Consider the following 19,345-nt stretch of genomic DNA (forward strand, 5'->3'; position numbering starts at 1 on the left):
TCACGTCACGCGTCGCGTAACGCCAAACGAATGACAGCCGCCTCCCTTCGCGCAACTCCACCGCGCGACCATACACATTGCGCAAGCCCGCTTCCGCGTCGCGCGGTTGGCTGAGCGTGAACTTCACCAGCGTCTCCGCACGCCACGCCGCTTCCAGTTTCTGGAGAAAGCGGGTGCGGGCGTCATCGGTCATCCCCACAATGAACGCCCAAACACGGGCGGTGGGAAGCAGCACTATTTCTGGCGGACCGCTTTCGGCGCCTTGGGCCACGGATCGACCATCAGCCACACGCTGGCATTCCAGCCCCATTGCCCATCCTTCTTCGTGAAAAAAAGCTTCTCCATCGAGACGGACCGGATCGACTTGCCGTACTTCGCGAGCCGCTGGTCGCACTCAGCGACGAAGGGCGACTTCATGATCCCCTGCGCCACCAGCGCCCGCATCTGGTCGCTGTTCCTGAATTCCCAGCGGCCGAAACCGGTCGGCGGCGGTCGCTTCTGAAACTCCCGCTGGGCCATCACGAAATCCATCACCGCTTTCTGCAAGTCCGGACGCTGAATCAAGTCCGCCAGGTAGAAGTGCTCGATGGTGGGAGTCGGCTCGTGCGCAATGGCGTCCAGCACCGTGGTGAGGTTCTGCCCCTCTCCAGTGCCCAAGGCCGGCGACGTGATGACCCAGGCATCGAAGGCCGGCAGGTCCGCCGGCGTGTAGTGCGCGAGCTTCCGGCCCCAGCGCAATTCCGCCAGGTCCTCCGCCGAGACCGGCAACACGGTGGCCCACAGCAGCGCCACCACCAGACAACCCAGCACGCGCCGCCTCATTTCGCCGCCTTATTTTTCGCCGGCGTGGCCTTGGGTTCGCTGCCCTTCAGCGGAGCGTCGCCCATGAACATGTAGGAAGCAGCCAGCTCATCGAAAGCGGGCAGCGCTTCCTCAAAGGCTTTGCGCTGGCGCGACGTGAACACGATGAAATTGATCGTCTTCGCCTCCACGAAATAGGCCACCGCCTCGCTGTTGCCCCAGCGGTCGCCGGTGAAATGATAGATCACCGCTTCCCCGCCCGTCTTCATCTTGATCGTTTTCACGCGCTGGCCTTCGTACTTCGGGCTGCCTTTGGCATGGAAATCCTCGACCACGAATTTCGCCGCGTCATCGGCCGTGACGATGTCCTGGGTCCGCGGCCGTGAGCTGGCGTAGGCGACGACGACGCTGTGCTGCCACGAGCTGCCCTTGGGATAAAAGACCGCGTAGACGCCCTGGCTGGCCCCGCTCTCGTTATCGAGCATCCAGCCCTTCGGCGCCTTGAGGTGGTAGGCATAGTCCTGGCCGTAGACGATCCCGCCGCCTTGCTCCGTGATGCTCGCCGAAGCCGAGGCCAGGATGAGCGAGAGGGCAGCGACCGTGGTGATGAACGCGGTTTTCATTGTAGGAGGGAATACGGTGTTTCGCAGGCCAGTCTTGCAAAAATCTGCATCCCAAAAAAGACGCCGCTCGCGACGGGCACGAGCGGCGTGAATCTTTTCGGTAATCCCAGCCGGAGCCTAGATCGCCTTGTACTTCCCGATAGTCGGCAGCGTGTAGTTCCCCTCCGCGTTCGGCAGGATCGGCGGCTCGCCGCTCAGATCCTTGAACTCCTTGCCAAAGGCCACTTCGCTGGCGATGGCGTCGTCCCACTTGAGGAGCTGGCCGCTCCAGCCGGCCATGCGGCCCATGATCGCCGTCATGGTGCTCTTCGCGCCCCGCTCGGCTTCCATGTAGGGCTCATTGTTGAGGATGGCCTTGAACAGGTCGTTGTGCTCCTGTTGGTAAGGATCGACGGTCGGAACTTCCTTTTGGTACTTCCACTCGTTCGGGCCGGTGATGTTGAAGATCGTGCGGTCGTTGATGCACTCCAGCGAGCCCTTCGTGCCGTGCGCATTCTCCGCCACGTAATTGAAGCAATCGGGAATCTGCCGGTTCTGGTGAAAGAGACGGGTGCCATCCGCATACTCGTACTCGATGGCGTAATGATCCATGAGCCAGCCGGCGTCCTTGCCGCGACGGACTTCCGCGCCGCACACGCCCTTGGCGGTGACGGGATACGTGCCCTTGATCCAGTTGAAGACGTCGATGTTGTGCAGGCCCTGGTCGACGATGATGTCGCCGCACAGCCACGCGAAATAGAATTGGTTGTGCAACTGGAACTCGAGTTCGTTCCAGCCCTCCTTCCGCGGCACGAAGGCGCGCGCCGCGCCCATGTCCCAGAAGGTGCGGCCATACACGACGTCGCCGATGGCGCCATCCTGCACGCGCTTCACCGCTTCGAGATAGCCGGGCTTGTGCCGGCGCTGGAGGCCCACACCGACCTTGAGATTCTTCTTCTTCGCTTCTTCCGCCGCGGCGAGCACCCGGCGAATGCCGATCGCATCGACGGCCACGGGCTTTTCCAGGAAGGCGTGTTTGCCCTGCTTGACCGCCTCTTCAAACATCATCGGGCGGTAGGTCGGCGGCGTGGCGCAGACCACGACGTCGCACGCGGCGATGACTTTCTTGTAGGCATCGAAGCCGAGAAACAAACGGTCCGGCGTGACGTCGACTTTCGTCGAGTGCGTCGCGGAGAGGTTTTTGATCGCGCGCTCCGCAATGTCCTGGAAGAGTTCGCCGACCGCGACGAGCTGGATATTCGGGATCGCCGCCAGCGCCTGGTTCGTGGCGCCGGTGCCGCGGCCACCGCAGCCGATCATGCCCAGCTTGATCGTATTGTTTTCCGCGGCATGCGCGAAACGTTCGACGGAAAGCGCGCTCAAGGCGGCCGCCGCGCCCGTCGTAGTCCGGAGGAAACGACGGCGGTTGATGGACGTAGTGTCTAGGGGTGTATTCATGGTGAGAGTCGCCCACCATCGGGAAAACCCCGCCCCCGGTCAATGCGGGAGACACCGTGCGAATAATCCGCCTTTTCCGAAGGCGCGTAGAGAACGTCCGGCGATGCGGACTGCCCCAAATTTTGGAGCGATGACGCCTGTGACGAAGAGCGGGTGTAATTCCATCGGCTGGGCATTTCGCATTTCGCCCTGGCTATTTCCTCTCGCGGCCAAGGACGAATTGCTTTAGGAGAACAGCCCCCCAGACGATGAACATTCCCCGCATCCTTCTCTTCCTGCTGCCCATCGTGGTTACCGCCCGCGCACAGGTCACGGACAATGGCACTCCGCCAGCGGCCACGCCACCCGCACAGACGGAAGTGCAAAAGTGGATCGCCACCACCGATGCGCAGTGGCAGCCGGCGTTCCAGCGGGATGTCACCGACGTGTATGAGACTGAACTCGGCAAGGTGACGGCGAAATATTTAACCTCGCTCGATACCGCGATTTCTAGAGCCAGCGGCGCGAGCGATCTCGATGGCGCGCTCGCCTTGCGGAACGAGCGGAAGCGGTTTTCAGACACGAAGGCTTTTCCGGATGCGGACGAAGCTGCGGAGACCGCCTCGGTGAAGCAGATTCGTGCGGTATTCCGCCCACAACTCGCACGGTTGGAAAAAGAACGCGCCACGCGCGCGAAAGCGCTACACACCAAATTTGATCAGGTGCTCGCGCAGGCTCAGGCGCAGCTCACGCAGCAACAGCGTCTCGACGATGCGCTGCTCGTGAAGAAAAAGCGCGAAGAAGTCGCCGCCGCATGGCTGGCGGCTTCTCCCGCGGCTCCGCCAGCGGCAGTGGTGGCTGGACAATCCACACCACACGTCCCCGGTTCTGGCGCCAAGGTAGCCTCCCCTTTTTCTCCTGCTCCGGCGGCCCCGGCCACTGAAAACCAACTCGCGAAAAGATTGGCCAACACAAAATGGGAATACAGGGTCAAACCGAACGATCCCACCCCGAACACGATCGTGACCATCCACGCCGACGCCACGGTCTCCTGGAGCGATCGACCTTCGCTCCACGTTGCCTATACGCCTTTGGACGAACGATCCATTCAAGTGCGGGACCACATCTGGAAGTTTTCGGCTGACTTGCGATCGTTCACCATCCATGCGGACAAAAACGCTCCTGCTGACCGCTACGGAACGCGGATCAAAGAGGTAAAGTGAGAGTTTTCACCTCGTACGCAGATTAAGAAAGTGGGTCCTCCGTGCACCGCAGTCCTTCCCTTGCGCAGATGAGCGGTCGCTATCGGCCGGTTGAGCCATTGACCCACCGCGCTGACAATCGCGGTCGGTTGTCGCATGCCACCAAGGCGATTGCCATGGGCTTGCTTCGGACAGTAGCGAATGGGCTGGGCGTACGATGGGGGCATGACGATCTGGGCTGGTGGGCTGTCGTATCTGCGAGTTGAATTGGCTCTGGCCCTCAGCCGACATGAGCGATACACCCCACGCCAAATTTACGCGGCTCAAGAGCGATGCCGAACGAAAATCCTTCTACGCGCAGTTGGCGGGAGCCAAATGGTGGTTGGGTGGCAATAAACGTGGTTCCCATTTTAGCTGGGTGAACGTCTTCGAGAACAGTGACGGAAAATGCGTTTATTGCTCACGAGACCTGGCGGCCAGCACCGACGCTCTGGCCGAATCCACGGAAGAACATTTAGTGCCGCGCTCGGTCCTGGAGGCCAACGGCTTGCTTTCTGACAGTGAGCACAACATGGCGGTCTGCTGCGCGGGTTGCAACGGCTTGAAAGCCGGGCACGTACCCGCTCCCGCGCATCCTTGCTGGAAGAACCGCAAGGCCTACGTTAAGGAATGCGCCCGCTTCGTTGCCGAATGTCGACTGAAGAATTTCCTGAAATACAAGGAGCACGTGGAGAAAGTGCTGAGGAAACGCGCCGGTCAATGACGCTGATTTTTCAAATGAAGCGAACTCCACTCCTTGAAAACCACTACAACCAATGACAAACACCTCGCTCAAGCGAATGCTGGCGGGAACCGGCCCTCGCCTTCCGGTTGCCATCCACGCGTCCCGCGAGCCCCGCGTCGCTGAGCTTGGGTCGTTAAGCCTCAATCGCATATGAGAACTATTATTGCCTGGGCCGCTGTTGCAGCGATTCTGTCCTCGTCGATCACATTCATAGGATGCCGCATAGAAGCACGTGTGAGACATACTCAGGAGAGTTCTCTGGCGGCCACGATTCTCCAAAACGTCTCCAGAGCAGCAAAGCTCTATCAGTTGGAAAAGGGTACTTACCCCGAATCGCTTGACCACGTCACGGTGGAGCATACGAGCGACGATCTTTCCAAAGCGTTTCTTCGTCACGTCATCTATCGACGGACAGAGGATGGCTTTGTCGCCTTCGTAGGTTTACGCGGTGTAGGCTACACCGATTCAAGCGGTGCGATTTTTCATGATTTTGTCCAGTAAACAGCCTAACCAGTCAATCGGGGTCAGGCTATTGACTCACCACTGTTTTCCCCTCCACCCCCTTAAGGTGAAGTCGCTTTACCCACTCCTCGCCATCGGTTGTCTGTGGCATTTCCTGACATTCCAAAGTCTCGGGTGGGACGAGCCGCCGATCGTCGTCACCCCGAAGAATCAAAAGGAACTGGGTTTGGATTTTTCCTTAACTACCAAAAAACATGAACGCACCTTTATTGTGGATTTTGCCATCCCTCCAGGCAGCAAGCTTGAGAGCCTCAAAGGCGTCGGCGTGTTCTCATCAAAGAAAGATTTTTCTGATCCGGTTGGCCTGGAAGTCCCCTTCATGGGCCTCACTCGTTTCCCGTCTGATACCAAGTGGCTTTATGGCTTTCGATTGTGGCTGGGAGAGGAAACCTTTTCGGGAGCGGTAATTCAGTTCAAACATCGTGACCAAACTTTCTTGGTACACCTCCGCGATTATCCACGGCAATAAGGCGTGCCCCCGCCCCCCACTTGCCACTCGCGAGAGCGGCAAGTGCTTTTTTCATTCGGGTGCGGAGAAGTAAACCAAGGCGCCGAGGCCGGCGAAAAGCAGAGATTGAAAGCCACGTTCCCGCGCTCCGCTGGCGAATGTGCGGAAGACCGCTTTCATGTAGAAAATCCAAACGGAAATCTGCACCGGGGCCATCAGAACGTAAACCAGCCATCCCTTTCCCCAGAGTGCTTCCAAAACCATCGCGGTGAACGGAAGAAGCACGAAGGCCGACAAGATTTGAACCGCCGGCCCATTCTTCCGAGACGTGTCCGGCGGCGCAACATCGAGCAACGAGTCTACCAACCGGATTGCTTCGGGTTCCAGACGGCTACAGGGTTTCGGCAGTCCGTCCACTATCTTCCGCACGTCATTCTGAAATGCGGTCAAGTCTCCCTCCTGGTAAACAACCCATAGCAGTTTCGCCGGGTCTATCGCCGGGTCTATCGCCAGGTCGAGTGCATCGAGCAATTCTTTCGCTTCTTCGACCGCGTTCAACCGCCGGGATACAATAAAAATGCAGCGGTCGAGTTTCAACTGGAGGACACTCAGTTTGATCTCATCCCGCAGATGCGGGGTCATCGTGCGGACATCGATGAATGCCACCTCGGCCTTGGTCAAAGATACCAATAGCCGGGCGATCCAATCGTTACCCGCTTCCAGGTCCATTTGCCCTGACCCGACGTAGCGCAGGATAACCAATCCATTGGTCAAGGCGCGGACAAAGGTCGATGAACGTTGCCCTGGTGGACGGATACCGCCCAGCCGGAATTCCTTCCCGAGAGCGCGGGCCAGGCTGGTCCGCAGTTTCATTGACTGATCATCTTCGGCGAAGGCGCGAAGATAAAACGCGTTGGCCTCTCGCCGAGGGCGAGCCACCGCCCAAACCGAGAGCAAGAAGAATCCGGTTGCCATCACTTTAGCCGCTCGAGCAAAGCCGTCCGCTCGCTCTGGAGAGGCCGGTCCGTCAGCGGCAATGAACAAGTACATTCCCGCGAAGATCAGGAGAGGAGCGCCCCAGCCTGTAATCCTGCTTAAAATCCGGAGCGGATCTCCGAGCGGTTTGGTTTTGGCATTCAGCAAGGCTAATATTCCCTCAAAAGCCGTCTACACCCGTAGTAAAGTGATTCATTCACCCTTGCCGTCCAGACAACGACCAGCTTCAGGATTGGCAACCGCCCTTCCAGTTCCAGAAGCTCGTTGGTAGCAGATTCCAACGGCTGTGTCCTGTAGCAAAGCCCCGTGTATAGGGCGCCTTTCTCGAGTTTGGCCGCATATACCAGATAGCTCCTCCCTTTCACAAAGGGATATCCACACTCTGCGCTGTCGATTTCCGTCAGCACGACGACCTTTCGATGTAAGATGCCCTTCAATGATTTGTTCACGCTTAGCGTGGCGGCAATCATGGGAACCCTTTCCCGTTCACCGTTTCCGGCCGGGATTAAAATCCTCTTCAACATTAACACCCCGCCGGTAAAGACCGCATCCATTTGTGCTCTTTCCTTCAGAGGTGGTGGAGCAGTCTGACACGAGCAACTGTAGGCTCGGTCGGTGTCAGAAAACACCGCCAGCGTGAGCCCTAGCAGGGCTAGACGAATAGATAGCGCGCGCACGAAGGGCGAAATGGGTCAGTCAACGGTGGTATGGATCGGCTGGATCGTTTGGCACACGGTTAATCCGTGGGCTTTTGCTGATCTTACGCCTCGGGTCTAGATCGTTCCCCGTGAAGGAGCTAAGCTTGGCATCGAAATTCAGGATCGCGGTTTGGTCTTTCGCTTTGACACTGATGACCGTAACGGTGACCTGGCTTGGTCCGGTGACTTTCCACTTCGCCTCGATCCCCTGCATCTTCCAGTCGTCGAGATCGAACTTGCCGTCCTCGCCGAACTCGACAATGCGACCGGGAATCTCATACATCAGCCATTTCGTGCCGACGAGAAATGTGGCGAGGTGCTGGTTGGCTTCCGCGTTGTGACCTTGGGCATCTGGTCGAGGCTGTTGCGCCTGCAAGCACCCTCCGGCCATCAAAGCAGCAATCACCAGCGGACAAATGTTTGGAGGGGGTTTCATGGAAAGCCATTGTGATAGTGCGCTTGCGGGAGGGTCAATTGTGAACCAGCGACAGCGGGCCAGCGCCGCACCGCAAGCAGGAAAATTCAAATTAGGAAACTACCGCCACTGGCGGGCCTAGTACGGCGTGACCCTGCTCGCGACCGAGACAATTGAGCGTTAGGCGACACCTTCTGACTGGCAGTCACGCTTTTGTCGCCTGCGCCCTATGCCCCTTGTACAAGTTTCTCTCCGGCGGAGCAGTGGATTCCGCCGCCCCGCTGGGGCGGACCCGTGGCATCCCTCATCCGGTGGCTGACGCCAACCGGCTCGTTTCCGTGACGCCTCCGGCGTCCGGGCTCAGTTCTTTTCCGGCAGAAGCTCCATCTGGCAGGCCACCTCGGGCGGCTCCGCCCGGGAACGAAAGCGTTTGGACAGGGTGCGCGTCCAGTTCAAGACGGGGCGCTCCAGGGCGAACCAGCTCGCCATGCCGGCGAGCACGGCGAGGACAGTCGAGGCGGTAAAGAAGGCCACGAAGCCGAAGCGCTGCACGCCGTTCAGGGCGAGGCATTGCTGGATGGGAAAGGCGTAGATGTAGATGCCGTAGGAGTAATCGCCCCACTGCTCGACCTTCTCGAAGGGCAGCCGATGGGCGAGAAACAGGACGAGATAAGGCAGCGTGAAGGGCCAGACGAATTCGAGCGTGCCCGTGCGGCAGGCCACGGCCAGCGCGAGCAGTGCCACGGCCACCAGCCAGCCGCGCCAGCGCAAGGCGTCGCGGAATTGGTAGCAGGTCATGCCCGCGAGGAAGGCGAGAAACACCGAGCGGAAGAGCGGCAGGTGCGTGCCGTAAATCCAGCCATTCTCCAGTACTTGGGCGACCCGCACACCGAGCTCCGGCTGATGCATGGCGGCGTTGTGGAAAATGTAGCCGATGGCGAAGAGGATCGGGGCGGTGTATTTCCAGCGCAGCCCGCCGACGACGGTGAGCGCGCCGAGGTAGAGGTAGCAGGTCACTTCCGGGGCCAGCGACCAGAGGGAGCCATTGACCGCGCCGCCGCCAGGGTTGTGCAGGAACAAGTTGGTGATCGGATACTGGAGGATGCGGAAGTCGGCGTTCAGGATCAGGTAATCGATCGCCGAGTAGGGCCCGACGACGATGCTGTCCCAATAGCCCAGCCGATCGCCATAACGGGCCAGCGTAATCGCCGGCGCAAGGGCGAAGACGGTCAGCAGTTGCACCGCCCAAAAGCCGGGGGCAATGCGGGCGACGCGATTGAGGGCGAATTGGAAGATGGAGGGCTGGCGCACCGCCGAGCCAGTGATCAAAAACCCGCTGACGATGAAAAAGCACATGACCGCCACCGAGCCGGCATTGACCTGCCCGCCCGAGAAGCGCGCGACCGGGTCTTCGCCGAATCCGCCCAGCACAAACGAATGCGCAAAAACGACGACCAGCGCGAAGGCGAGTCGGAGGAAGGTAAAGCTGTTCCCACGGGGCATCCCTACAGAGGAAAGCTAGAGCCGTGCCCTTACTGGGGAGACTTCGCGCGGCCTGGTGGCAGCCCTCAGGTAGACGGCTCCATTGGCCCAGTTGGCTCCATGGGCTGGGTTGGCCCAGTTGGCTCCATTGCCGAAAATGGGCTATTTAGGGGCAAAAATGCGTCTTTTGACGCTCTTCTTCGCAATTACGCCGGCAATTCGGCGTCGAGCGCGGTGAGCAACTCGGCGATCGTCTCGCGGGTCTCGTCGCCCATGTTCGAGAGGCGGAAGGTCTTGCCTTTGAGCTTGCCGTAGCCGCCATCGATGATGAGGCCGTGCTTGCTCTTGAGCGCGGCGGCGAGCGCGGCGACGTCGATCTCGCGACTGTTTTTGACGCAGGTCAGCGACTTCGAGCGGTAGCCCTCGGGCGCGAAGAATTCAAACCCGCGCTTCGTCACCCATTCACCGACCATGGCGTTGAGCTGGGCATGCCGCGCGTGGCGGGAGGCGACGCCTTCGGTGAAGATGTCGTCGAGCTTCGATTGCAGGGCGTAGATGTGCGAGATGCTCGGCGTGCTCGGGGTCATGTCCTCGGCCTGGTTCTTGGCGAACTCGAGGAAGTCGAAGTAGTAGCCGCGGCCTTTGACGGTAGCGGCGCGTTCCATGGCTTTCTTGCTGGCGGAGAAGATCGCCAGGCCTGGGGGCATCGCGAGCGCCTTCTGCGAGCCGGTGAGCAGCACGTCGATGGCGAGTTCATCCATCGGGATCGGCACGGCGCTGAACGAGGACACGCTATCGACGATGAGCATCACGTCGGGGAATTCGTCCACCGCCTCGGCGATTTCGCGGATGTCGCTCATCACGCCAGTCGAGGTCTCATTGTGAATGACGGTGACGGCATCGAAGCCGCCCTGCTTGAGCTGGGCGCGGATCTGCTCGCCTCGGATGGGCTGGCCCCACTCCACTTGCAGCGCGACCGGCTCCTTGCCGCACTTCTTCGATACGTCGAACCACTTGTCCGAAAACGCGCCGCACATGCAGTTCAGCACCTTGCCGGTGCCGACGAGATTACGGATCGCGCCCTCCATCACCCCCCAGGCGGACGAGGTGGAGAGGAACACGGGCTGCGTGGTCCCGAACAATTCCTGCAATCGCGGATGGATCGAGGCGTAGAGCTTTTTGAAGTCGTTGCTGCGGTGGCCGATCATCGGCTGGCAAAAAGCGCGGAACGTTTTTTCGGAAACCTGAACGGGGCCGGGAATGAAGAGCTTGGGCATTGAGGAAGTAAGATTTAGGATTTAAGAAGTGCTTTTTGCGAAGTCGAGAAACGGAAAGGGGCGAGGGTTCTACTTCCTAAATCCTAAATCTGAAATGCTAAATTTCGACCCTCAGTCCCAAATGAACTTCTCCAGCCGCAACTGGCTGAGCCGCGCCCTGGCCTCGGCGGCCCGCGGTCCCTCGATCTTCGTCATCTTTTGGTAGATGCCGATGGCGGCCTTCCAATTCTCCTCCTCCTCGAAGAGATGCGCGGCGTCGAAGCCGGCCTTGTAGAACCAGAAAAACTCACGTCCCTCGGCCACGGACTTGTCGAGCACGTCGTAGTAGGCGGTCAGCGCCTCGGAATCACGGCTGAGTTGTTCCAGGGCGCGGCCTTTTTTGTAAAGGGCCTGGTTGCGCCACACGGGAGTGACATCGGGCAGCGCGGCCAGCGATTCGTAGACTGCGATGGCGGCATCGAACTGCGCGGGATCCTTGCGCCCGAGCGCGGCGAGGTTGTCGCCCTTGCTGCACAGCGCGGCGAAGCGCAGCTCCGGATCCGGCGGCGGCTGGGCGGAAAGAATCGCGTCGTAGATGGTCACGGCCTCGCTTTCCTTGCCCAGCTTGCCTTGCACGATGGCCTGCTGCTGCCGGGCATAGAGCTTGAGTGGGCCGTCGCGTTTGACCACCTCGTCGAAGAGCCGCAGCGCGCGATCGACCGCACTGCTATCCAGCCATTTCGTCGCCGCCTGCCCCGCGAGGAAGAGCGCCGTCTCGGTATACGCACCGTTCGGGGTTTCCCGCGCCAGCAGCGTGAATTGCGTCTCCGCGTTGGCATGATCGCCGGTGCTGAAATAAATCTGCCCGAGCTTCATGCGCACATCCGGCAGATACGTGGAGTGTGGAAAATCGTGGAGGAATTTCCGACCCAGTTCGATGAGCTTGGGCGCATTGGGCGGCGCCTCCGCATCGGCCAGGAACACCGCCAGGTAAGCGGCGCGCTCCGCCGTTTCCGCATCGGGCGATGCACTGTTCACGACCTGGAGATAGTGCGCCGCGCCGGATTTATCGCCATTGTCCAAGGCCAGTTCGGCGAGCGCCACCCGGGCCTCGTTCTGGCGCGGATGCTTCGGGAAATGGTGCAGGAAAAGCTCGATGGTATCGCCCGCGCGCGGATCCCCGAAGCGCGCCTCGGCAAACCCCTCCTCGAGCACCAGGCTGCTGTTCAACGGGCTGCTGGGCGCGAGGCTGCTCAAGTCGCGGTAATCCTTGAAGAAGCTCTCATAATTGCGCCGATCCAAGGCCGCCAGCGCGGCATCGAAAGTCGCGTTCACCTTCAACTTTTCCGAGCCCTGCGCCGCACGATGAAAGGAGTTCTCCGCGAGCAGCGACTCGCCCTGCCGGTAGTGCACGAGCGCCGTGCGCAGCTCGATCTCGGCCCGCTCCTCGTCGTTGCTGGCCCGCCGCATGGCCTCGTCCAGCGCGCGCAACGCCGACGGCAGATTTCCTTTGTCCAGGTACAAGTCCGCCTGCAAGAGATACACGGAGTTCAGCAGCGGGCTCGTCGGGTGGGCCTGCGCAAAGGTGTCGAGCGTCGCGAGCGCCTTGTCCGTCTTGTGCAGCTGACGATACATGCGGGCGAGATAGTACTTCGCCAGGGCCGCGCGGCGCGGCGGCGTTTTCGACGCCCACTTCCGCAACTCGCTGTCCGACGGACGCTCCTCCTGGGCATAAATCTCGTCGAGCCGGCGAAACGCTTCCTCCAGGTACCCGCTCTCGCCGTGCTTCGCGATAAATCGCTCCAGCACATTGTCCGCGGTCTCGAATCCGTTGAGCACCGCACGCGCCTCGGTGCTGCCCAGCACCGCACCGAAAGACAGGCTCTCGGTGAGATCCGTGGGATCGACTTGCAGTTCATCGAAGATCGCCATGGCCGGCGCCGCCTGGTCCTGCGCCAGCAAGAGCCGCCCTTCCAGGTAGCGTTTCCATTTTTCGTCCATGACGGTTTGCACGGTCAGGTTTTTGACGATGCCCTCGGCTTGCGGCATCTTCTTCAGATCGATCCACAGGCTCGCGAGGCGCAGGCGTGCTCCCGTATTCGCCGGATAAGCGGCGGTCAATTTCTCCAGGGCCGTGGCGGCGTGTTGGATGCGCCCCAACCCCTGAAAACACTCCACCGTCCCGAGTTGGGCCGCCTCGCCGAGTTCCGCCGAACTGGCGAGCGCTTGATAAACCGGCAAGGCATCCGCCCAGCGCCCCTCGTGGGTGAAGATCTCCGCCTGGAGCAGGCGTGAGGCGACATCGCCGGTCTCCGCGAGCGGCTGCACCGTCGACTCCGCCTCGTCGAGTTCCTCCGCCGCCAGCAGCGAGGCCGCCAGTTCATAGCGGGCCGCGTGTTTGATTTCCGCCGGGAGATCGCCGGTTCTCAGCAACGTGCGCAGCTTCTGCACGGCTACCTGCGGGATGGCTTCCGCGCGGGCCTGCCGTGCTTCCACGAGCAGCGCCGGATCGTCCGCGCGCAGCACCGCGGTCGCGAGGCCAAGGAATAGAAGAAGCAGGCGGCTCGTCATAGCATCCGCTGCAAATAGCGCCCGGTGTGGCTCTCGACAACCTCCGCAATTTTTTCCGGGGTGCCCTGCGCCACGATGCGGCCACCGCCGGCGCCACCCTCCGGGCCCAGATCGAGCACCCAATCCGCGCATTTAATCACTTCGAGATTATGCTCGATGATGATGAGCGTGTTGCCCGAGTCGCGGAGCTTCATCAGCACTTCGAGCAGCTTGTGAATATCGGCGAAATGCAGGCCGGTGGTCGGCTCATCGAGAATATAGACGGTGCGTCCCGTGGCCTTCTTGGCGAGTTCGGTGGCGAGCTTGATGCGCTGCGCCTCGCCACCGCTGAGCGTCGTCCCGCTTTGCCCGAGGTGCACGTAGCCGAGCCCCACATCCTCGAGCGCGAGCAGCTTGTCGGAGATCTGCGTGACGTTGCGGAAAAAGCGCGCTGCTTCATCCACGGTCATGTCGAGCACATCGGCGATGTTCTTGCCCTTGTAGGTGATCTCGAGCGTCTCGCGATTGTAGCGCCGACCGCGGCAGACCTCGCACTCGACATAGACGTCGGCGAGGAAGTGCATCTCGATCTTTTTCATCCCATCGCCTTCACAGGCTTCGCAGCGCCCGCCCTTGACGTTGAAGCTGAAGCGCCCGCCATCGTAACCGCGAATGCGCGAAGCAGGCAGGCCGGCGAAGAGCTCGCGCACAGGCCCAAACGCGCCGGTGTAGGTCGCGGGATTCGAGCGTGGCGTGCGCCCGATCGGGGTCTGGTCGATGACGATCGCCTTATCGACCTGCTCCAGCCCGTGCAGCTTGATGTGCTTTCCCGGACGTTCTTTCGACCGGTAGAAATGGCGGAACAACACGCGGCGGAGAATGTCGTCGACGAGCGTGGATTTTCCGCTGCCGCTCACCCCGGTCACGCAGGTAAGACAGCCCAGCGGAAAGGCCGCGGTGACCTCCTGCAGGTTGTTTTCGGTCGCACCCCGCAGGGTCAGCCAGCCGGGTGAATCCGGCGTACGCCACGCGGCCTGCGGCGCCTTGCGGTGCTTCGGCACGGGAATGCGCGTCTTGCCACTGAGGTATTGGCCGGTGAGGGAATTTTCCACCGCGAGAATCTGCTCGAGGGTGCCCTGAGCCACGATCTGGCCGCCGCGCGCGCCGGCACCGGGGCCAAGGTCGAGGATGTGGTCGGCCGCACGGATGGTGTCTTCGTCATGCTCGACCACGATCACCGAATTGCCGAGATCGCGCAGCCGCCGCAGCGTGCCGATGAGCCGGTCGTTGTCCCGCTGGTGCAGGCCGATGCTGGGCTCATCGAGCACGTAAAGGCAGCCCGCGAGTCCGGAGCCGATCTGCGTGGCGAGGCGAATGCGCTGCGCCTCGCCGCCGCTGAGCGTGCCGCTCTCGCGATCGAGCGAGAGATACCCCAGCCCCACCTCGACGAGAAACGCGAGGCGGGCCGAGATTTCGCGCCGCACCTCGCTGGTGATGTAGCGTTGCTGCTCGTTCACCGACAGGTCTTCGATAAAGCGCCCGGCATCGGCGATGGTCAGCTGGCAGAAGCCGTGCACATTTTTCTCACCGAGCAGGCCGGCGTCGCCCAGCGCATCGCTGCGGATCGTTACCGCCAGGATCTCCGGCTTGAGCCGCGCCCCGTGGCAGGCAGAGCACGTGCGCCGGCTCATGTATTGCCGGATGCGCTGCCGCGTGAACTCGCTGTCGGTCGTGTCGTACAGGTTCTGGATCGAGGCCACGAGCCCGTCAAAGGGCTTTTCCACCTTCGTGCGCTTGCCATTTTCACCCCAGCTCAAGGTCACTGCGCGGTCGCCGGTTCCGAAGCACAAGGCCTGCTGGAATTTCTCCGGCAGATCGCAATACGGCGCCTCCATCGAGACGCGATACTCGCGCGCCAATGATTCCAGCACGCCATTATAGTAACCTTGCATGCGCTTGTTGGCCTTGGCCCAAGGCGCGACCGCCCCCGCCGCGAGCGATTTATCCTGGTCCGGGATCATCAGGTCCGCGTCGCAAACCTGCTCGGTCCCGAGACCGTGACACACTGGGCAGGCCCCAAAGTGGCTATTAAAAGAGAAATGTTTCGGCGTGAGTTGCGGCAGGGTGAAGCCCGTCTCGGGGTTGCTGTAATCGATGGAATACTTCAGCTCCTCCCACTCTTCCGGTTCCGCCTGCCCTACGCGGCGGAGCACGACCAACCGGTTTCCACCCCATTTCAAAGCGGTGTCCACCGAATCGGCCAACCGCGTGCGCACTCCCTCGCGTATGACCAATCGGTCCACCACCACCTCGATTCGATGTTTCGCGCCCTTCTCCAGCCGAATCGGCTCCGGCCGGCCCAGCTCGACGATCTCGCCGTCGATCCGCACCCGCACAAAGCCCTCGCGTTTGAGCTTTTCGATCACATCGCGGAATTCCCCCACCTCGTCCTGCACCAGCGGGGCCACCAGCACGATGCGGCTCTCGGGCGGGTAGGCCGCTATTTGATCGACGATCTGCTGGGGCGTGAGCTTGCTGATCGGCGCCCCGGTTGCCGGGTCGTGCGGCTGGCCGATCGAGGAGTACAGGAGCCGGAGGTAGTCGTAGATCTCCGTAGTCGTCGCGATGGTGGAGCGCGGGTTGCCTCCACTGCCGCGCTGCTCGATGGCGATGGCTGGCGAAAGGCCTTCGATAAAGTCTACATCCGGCTTCTGCATCTGGTCGAGGAACTGCCGCGCGTAGGCGCTCAAGCTCTCCACGTAGCGCCGCTGCCCCTCGGCGTAGAGAGTGTCAAAGGCCAGCGAGGACTTGCCCGAACCGCTCATCCCGGTGATCACGACAAGCTTCTCCCGTGGAATCTCCAGCGTGAGATTCCGGAGATTGTGCTGGCGTGCGCCTGTGATCTTGATTACTTCTGCTGGCATTTCCGCCGATAGGTTGAATCGGCGAACTAAGCATAACCAATATCCCGTCTCCAGAGGTAATTGCGATGTCCAGTGCCCCTTTTGAAATGACCAGAGAAGAACTTCAAGCGATTCACGAGAAATATCGTGAAGTGAAGCACGATATCAACAACACCCTCGCGGTGGTGATGGCTCTCTCTGAACTCGCCCAACGCAACCCTGCGCACTACGAAAAACTCGCCAAAGCCGTCCTCACCCGCGGCCCCGACGTCGTCCAGAAATTGCAGGATTTCCAGACGATGCTCAGCGCCAAGCTCAAGGATGGCGGCTCTACCCCGCCCACGAGCCACCCCACGTCCGGGGTCTTTTAGAGCGGCCTTCGGAACGGCATCGCCATTGACGGTTGTTCGTCTGTTGTTTAACAGGTAGCAGCCATGCATTACTCTATCGCGGCTACCTTCAAAATGTTGTCCTTGGCCTTTTTGCTTTTGGGCGCAACGAGCAAAACGACCCAAGCTAACGCCGCGGACAAAACGGAGTGGTCCGCCAATATCCCCGAGAAGGCGCCGGCCAGCGTCGAGGAGTTCACCGATCTTCGCCTCGCCTACAACAAAATCTCCGACGGTAAACAGTGGAAGTCCGTCCGCAAGGCGCTGCCGACGAAGACCAAAGGCCAGCAGCACTATGTGATCGGATGGCTCGTGGGCGCCGATCTCAAAATGATGATGCACGTGGACGCCGCCACGAAGGAAGACAAGACCGTCACTTTCTACTACTACCATGAAGGGGCGCTCACCTCCGTCTTCGAACACCGCAGAGGGGCTGCCACCCAGATCAGCGACGTGGGCGAAGCCACCGAGACCTACAACTTCATCCGCGAGAAACTCATCTATTGGAAGCGCACGCCGCTCGAAGGCGGTGGCGATGGTATCGTGAGCCCCAAGGACGAAGGCTTTGCCGCCCAAGGGAAAGAAGTGTTCAAGGGCTCCCTCGCCCTCTCCCAACCCATCTTCAAGGCGGTCAACGCGGATTAGGTCGGTTGCCCCCATAGCCCCCATAAAAAAACTCGCACCTTAAATCGGCTTAAGGGGGCTTAACGCACCTTAAATCGGCCCCCTTTTTCTTCGCCGGGGCCTTGACTGAGTTTCTGGCGGATGGCCGCCGGGAAGTGGGCGATCTTGCCGTTGCGAGCGGAGTGGGAATCGTGGGTATTCATGCGGGGAAGTATGGCATGACACGGCACAAAAGGTGCCTTGCCCCATTGGTTCCATTGGCTCCATTGCGGAAAATTTCACTCTGCGCGTCGCAGAACCGGTCGGGCGATCGCACTATTCCGCCGTCTCTTCGGCCGGTGGCTCCGGGCTCTCCGGCGCTGCGGGCGTCTCCGGCGTCTCGGTGATCATTTCCGACAGCACCTTCTTCAATTTCTCGACGCCTTTGTCATCCTCCGTCCCCACTGGGATCACCGTGAGCTTGCGGTAGCGAGTCTTGAAATACTTCATCTTCTCCTTCGCTTCCGGCAGATCCATCTTGTTGGCCACCACGATCCATGGGCGCTCGCTCAGCTTCGGGTCGTAAAGGTCGAGTTCCTTGCGCAGCGTCCGCAAGTCGTCCAACGGTTCGCGGCCCTCGCTGCCCGCCATATCGAGCACAAAGACCAGCAGCTTGCAGCGCACGATGTGCCGCAGAAAATCGTGGCCCAGGCCCACGTTCTCGTGCGCGCCCTCGATCAGCCCGGGAATGTCTGCCACCGTGATGCGGCGATAGCCCGGCAATTCCACCACGCCGATGTGCGGGGTGAGCGTGGTAAAAGGATAAGGCGCCACTTTCGGATGCGCGTGGGAGATGCGCCCGAGCAGCGTCGATTTCCCGGCATTCGGATACCCCACCAGCCCGGCGTCCGCGATCTTGCGCAGTTCCAGATAGAAATACCCCTGTTCTCCCGGCTCACCCTCGGTGTAGCGCGTGGGCGCCTGGTTGCGCGAGCTCTTGAAATGCACGTTCCCGATGCCGCCCTTCCCTCCCTTGCACAGCACAAACTCCTGCCCCGGCTGCGTCAGGTCCGCGATCATCTCCAGTTCACTCGGATCGATCGGCGCCTTGCGGTCCCGCTTCGGCGTCTCTTCCGCTTCCGGGGTCTTGGAAAAATCGACGAACATCGCCCCGCTCCCGTGCGTCACCATCGGGTCGACCGTCTCGGTCACTTCTTCCGCCAACCGATACACGATCGTCCCGATCGGCACCGGCACGATCTTGTCCGCCGCGCTCTTGCCGAAGCATTGCTTCCCCTGCCCACGATCCCCGGCCTTCGCCTTGACGATCGGCTCGTAGAAAAACGGCGTCAGGTTATCCGTATGCGTATCCGCGCGCAGGACGATCGAGCCGCCGCGCCCTCCGTCGCCTCCGTCCGGGCCACCCATGGGCACAAACGATTCACGCCGAAACGAAGCAGACCCATCTCCGCCGTCCCCGGCTTGGGCAAAGATGCGAATGTGATCAACGAACATAGGGCGGTACTTTCAAAATGAGGGCAAAAAGGGGCGCGCAGTGTCGCAGAGAATCGGCGGATTGCAAATCACCGGCACGGATTGTCTGGCTACGGGTGCTTACTTCAGCCCGCTGAACTTCTTCAGGGTGAATTTGAAAACGACGTCGCCGCTCTTGGTCTCCTCCTGCACATTGCCCACATCGGGTGCCTGATAGTACGTCCCGCTCATCGACTTATCGTCCGCCTGATAGCTCGTTTTCATGCAGTTCTCGTACGTCTTGTCTCCGATTTTCACCGTCTCCTTGGCCTCCACCGTACTCAGGATGGTGCGGCCAAAAATGAGCGTCTTCCACGATTGTCCCACGGTCATCGGCAACACCACCTCGAGGTGCTCCAGCTTGTCTTTGTCGATTGCCGCGAACGAGTAGACGCCTCGGGCCGACTTGCGGCGGTACATCGTGAAGTCCTTCATCGTCGGCAGACCGGTGAAGCTCGTCAACACCACGAAATAGGTGTAATTATTAACCTTCTCCGTGCCGGTGATTTCCCGGACCGCCGTGCCATGGGTCGCCGCTCCGACCTTCGGCTGCATCTCCACATCCACATCCCAGCGCAATCCCACGGCCAGCGGATTGAAAAGATCCTGCTGGGCGCGCGCGGGCACGACGGCGCACATCGCCAACACAAGAAAGAGGAGGAAACGGGGCATCATAGGGGCGCGATGCATAGCACACGGTTATCGCTGCACCGAAGTCAAATAT

19 protein-coding genes and 1 pseudogene are annotated in these 19,345 nt (G+C 60.8%); 6 read left to right on the plus strand and 14 right to left on the minus strand.

Annotation, left to right across the window (positions count from 1 at the left end; translation table 11 throughout):
• From ABJF10_RS17320 to ABJF10_RS17335, 4 genes and pseudogenes are all read right to left on the minus strand, one after another.
• Positions 1-235 (minus strand): annotated as a pseudogene (locus ABJF10_RS17320) (hypothetical protein); the annotation flags it as partial.
• Entirely contained in the window at positions 235-822 is a 588-nt protein-coding gene (locus tag ABJF10_RS17325; RefSeq protein WP_348545850.1) for a hypothetical protein, read from the minus strand. The pseudogene ABJF10_RS17320 and the gene ABJF10_RS17325, both read right to left, overlap by 1 nt.
• Positions 819-1,424 (minus strand): hypothetical protein, encoded by a 606-nt coding sequence (locus ABJF10_RS17330; RefSeq protein ID WP_348545851.1) that lies wholly within the window; start codon positions 1,422-1,424, stop codon positions 819-821. Before ABJF10_RS17330 ends, ABJF10_RS17325 begins: the two co-directional genes overlap by 4 nt.
• Positions 1,425-1,541: 117 nt before the next feature.
• Positions 1,542-2,861, minus strand: coding sequence for a Gfo/Idh/MocA family oxidoreductase (locus ABJF10_RS17335; protein ID WP_348545852.1), 1,320 nt, complete (start codon positions 2,859-2,861; stop codon positions 1,542-1,544).
• Between the two features lie 248 nt (positions 2,862-3,109).
• Here ABJF10_RS17335 and ABJF10_RS17340 point away from each other — a divergent pair, with 248 nt between their 5' ends.
• The 4 genes from ABJF10_RS17340 to ABJF10_RS17355 all read left to right on the plus strand — a co-directional run bounded on the left by ABJF10_RS17340 (position 3,110) and on the right by ABJF10_RS17355 (position 5,817).
• Positions 3,110-4,063: a hypothetical protein gene (locus ABJF10_RS17340; RefSeq protein WP_348545853.1), complete on the plus strand. Its 954-nt coding sequence runs from the start codon at positions 3,110-3,112 to the stop codon at positions 4,061-4,063.
• A gap of 268 nt (positions 4,064-4,331) precedes the next feature.
• Complete coding sequence (locus ABJF10_RS17345) at positions 4,332-4,805, plus strand: hypothetical protein (RefSeq protein ID WP_348545854.1); 474 nt, start codon at positions 4,332-4,334, stop codon at positions 4,803-4,805.
• Between the two features lie 171 nt (positions 4,806-4,976).
• Positions 4,977-5,327: a hypothetical protein gene (locus tag ABJF10_RS17350; RefSeq protein ID WP_348545855.1), complete on the plus strand. Its 351-nt coding sequence runs from the start codon at positions 4,977-4,979 to the stop codon at positions 5,325-5,327.
• A gap of 67 nt (positions 5,328-5,394) precedes the next feature.
• The gene (locus ABJF10_RS17355) at positions 5,395-5,817 is read left to right on the plus strand and encodes a hypothetical protein (protein WP_348545856.1); all 423 of its coding nucleotides are present in this window, start codon (positions 5,395-5,397) and stop codon (positions 5,815-5,817) included.
• 51 nt (positions 5,818-5,868) lie between these two features.
• Here the strand turns inward: ABJF10_RS17355 and ABJF10_RS17360 are convergent, their stop codons facing one another.
• The 7 genes from ABJF10_RS17360 to uvrA form a co-directional block, all read right to left on the minus strand.
• Positions 5,869-6,939, minus strand: coding sequence for a hypothetical protein (locus ABJF10_RS17360; RefSeq protein ID WP_348545857.1), 1,071 nt, complete (start codon positions 6,937-6,939; stop codon positions 5,869-5,871).
• A gap of 2 nt (positions 6,940-6,941) precedes the next feature.
• Entirely contained in the window at positions 6,942-7,346 is a 405-nt protein-coding gene (locus ABJF10_RS17365; protein ID WP_348545858.1) for a hypothetical protein, read from the minus strand.
• A 142-nt stretch (positions 7,347-7,488) separates the two neighbouring features.
• A complete protein-coding gene (locus ABJF10_RS17370; RefSeq protein ID WP_348545859.1) occupies positions 7,489-7,926 on the minus strand; it encodes a hypothetical protein in 438 nt (145 codons plus the stop codon).
• Positions 7,927-8,265: 339 nt separating this feature from the next.
• Positions 8,266-9,408, minus strand: a complete 1,143-nt coding sequence (locus tag ABJF10_RS17375; protein WP_348545860.1) for an acyltransferase — start codon at positions 9,406-9,408, stop codon at positions 8,266-8,268.
• Positions 9,409-9,593: 185 nt separating this feature from the next.
• Positions 9,594-10,664, minus strand: coding sequence for an alanine--glyoxylate aminotransferase family protein (locus ABJF10_RS17380; protein WP_348545861.1), 1,071 nt, complete (start codon positions 10,662-10,664; stop codon positions 9,594-9,596).
• 111 nt (positions 10,665-10,775) lie between these two features.
• Complete coding sequence (locus tag ABJF10_RS17385; protein WP_348545862.1) at positions 10,776-13,214, minus strand: tetratricopeptide repeat protein; 2,439 nt, start codon at positions 13,212-13,214, stop codon at positions 10,776-10,778.
• Entirely contained in the window at positions 13,211-16,117 is a 2,907-nt protein-coding gene (uvrA, locus tag ABJF10_RS17390) for an excinuclease ABC subunit UvrA (protein ID WP_348545863.1), read from the minus strand. The genes ABJF10_RS17385 and uvrA overlap by 4 nt, the downstream gene beginning before the upstream one ends.
• Before the next feature lie 86 nt (positions 16,118-16,203).
• On the opposite strand from uvrA, the gene ABJF10_RS17395 reads away from it, so the two are divergent.
• Positions 16,204-16,467 carry a hypothetical protein gene (locus ABJF10_RS17395; RefSeq protein ID WP_348545864.1) on the plus strand — a complete coding sequence of 88 codons (264 nt, stop codon included), beginning with the start codon at positions 16,204-16,206 and terminating at the stop codon, positions 16,465-16,467.
• A gap of 63 nt (positions 16,468-16,530) precedes the next feature.
• On the plus strand, positions 16,531-17,130 hold the full coding sequence (locus ABJF10_RS17400; protein WP_348545865.1) for a hypothetical protein: 600 nt from the start codon (positions 16,531-16,533) through the stop codon (positions 17,128-17,130).
• A gap of 59 nt (positions 17,131-17,189) precedes the next feature.
• On the opposite strand, the gene ABJF10_RS17405 is transcribed toward ABJF10_RS17400, so the two are convergent.
• The 3 genes from ABJF10_RS17405 to ABJF10_RS17415 form a co-directional block, all read right to left on the minus strand.
• Complete coding sequence (locus ABJF10_RS17405) at positions 17,190-17,312, minus strand: hypothetical protein (protein WP_348545866.1); 123 nt, start codon at positions 17,310-17,312, stop codon at positions 17,190-17,192.
• A gap of 112 nt (positions 17,313-17,424) precedes the next feature.
• Positions 17,425-18,603, minus strand: a complete 1,179-nt coding sequence (obgE, locus tag ABJF10_RS17410) for a GTPase ObgE (RefSeq protein WP_348545867.1) — start codon at positions 18,601-18,603, stop codon at positions 17,425-17,427.
• Positions 18,604-18,702: 99 nt separating this feature from the next.
• Positions 18,703-19,296, minus strand: coding sequence for a hypothetical protein (locus tag ABJF10_RS17415; RefSeq protein WP_348545868.1), 594 nt, complete (start codon positions 19,294-19,296; stop codon positions 18,703-18,705).
• Positions 19,297-19,345: the final 49 nt, after the last annotated feature.

The organism is Chthoniobacter sp., assembly GCF_040003245.1.
Classification (GTDB): Bacteria; Verrucomicrobiota; Verrucomicrobiia; order Chthoniobacterales; family Chthoniobacteraceae; genus Chthoniobacter.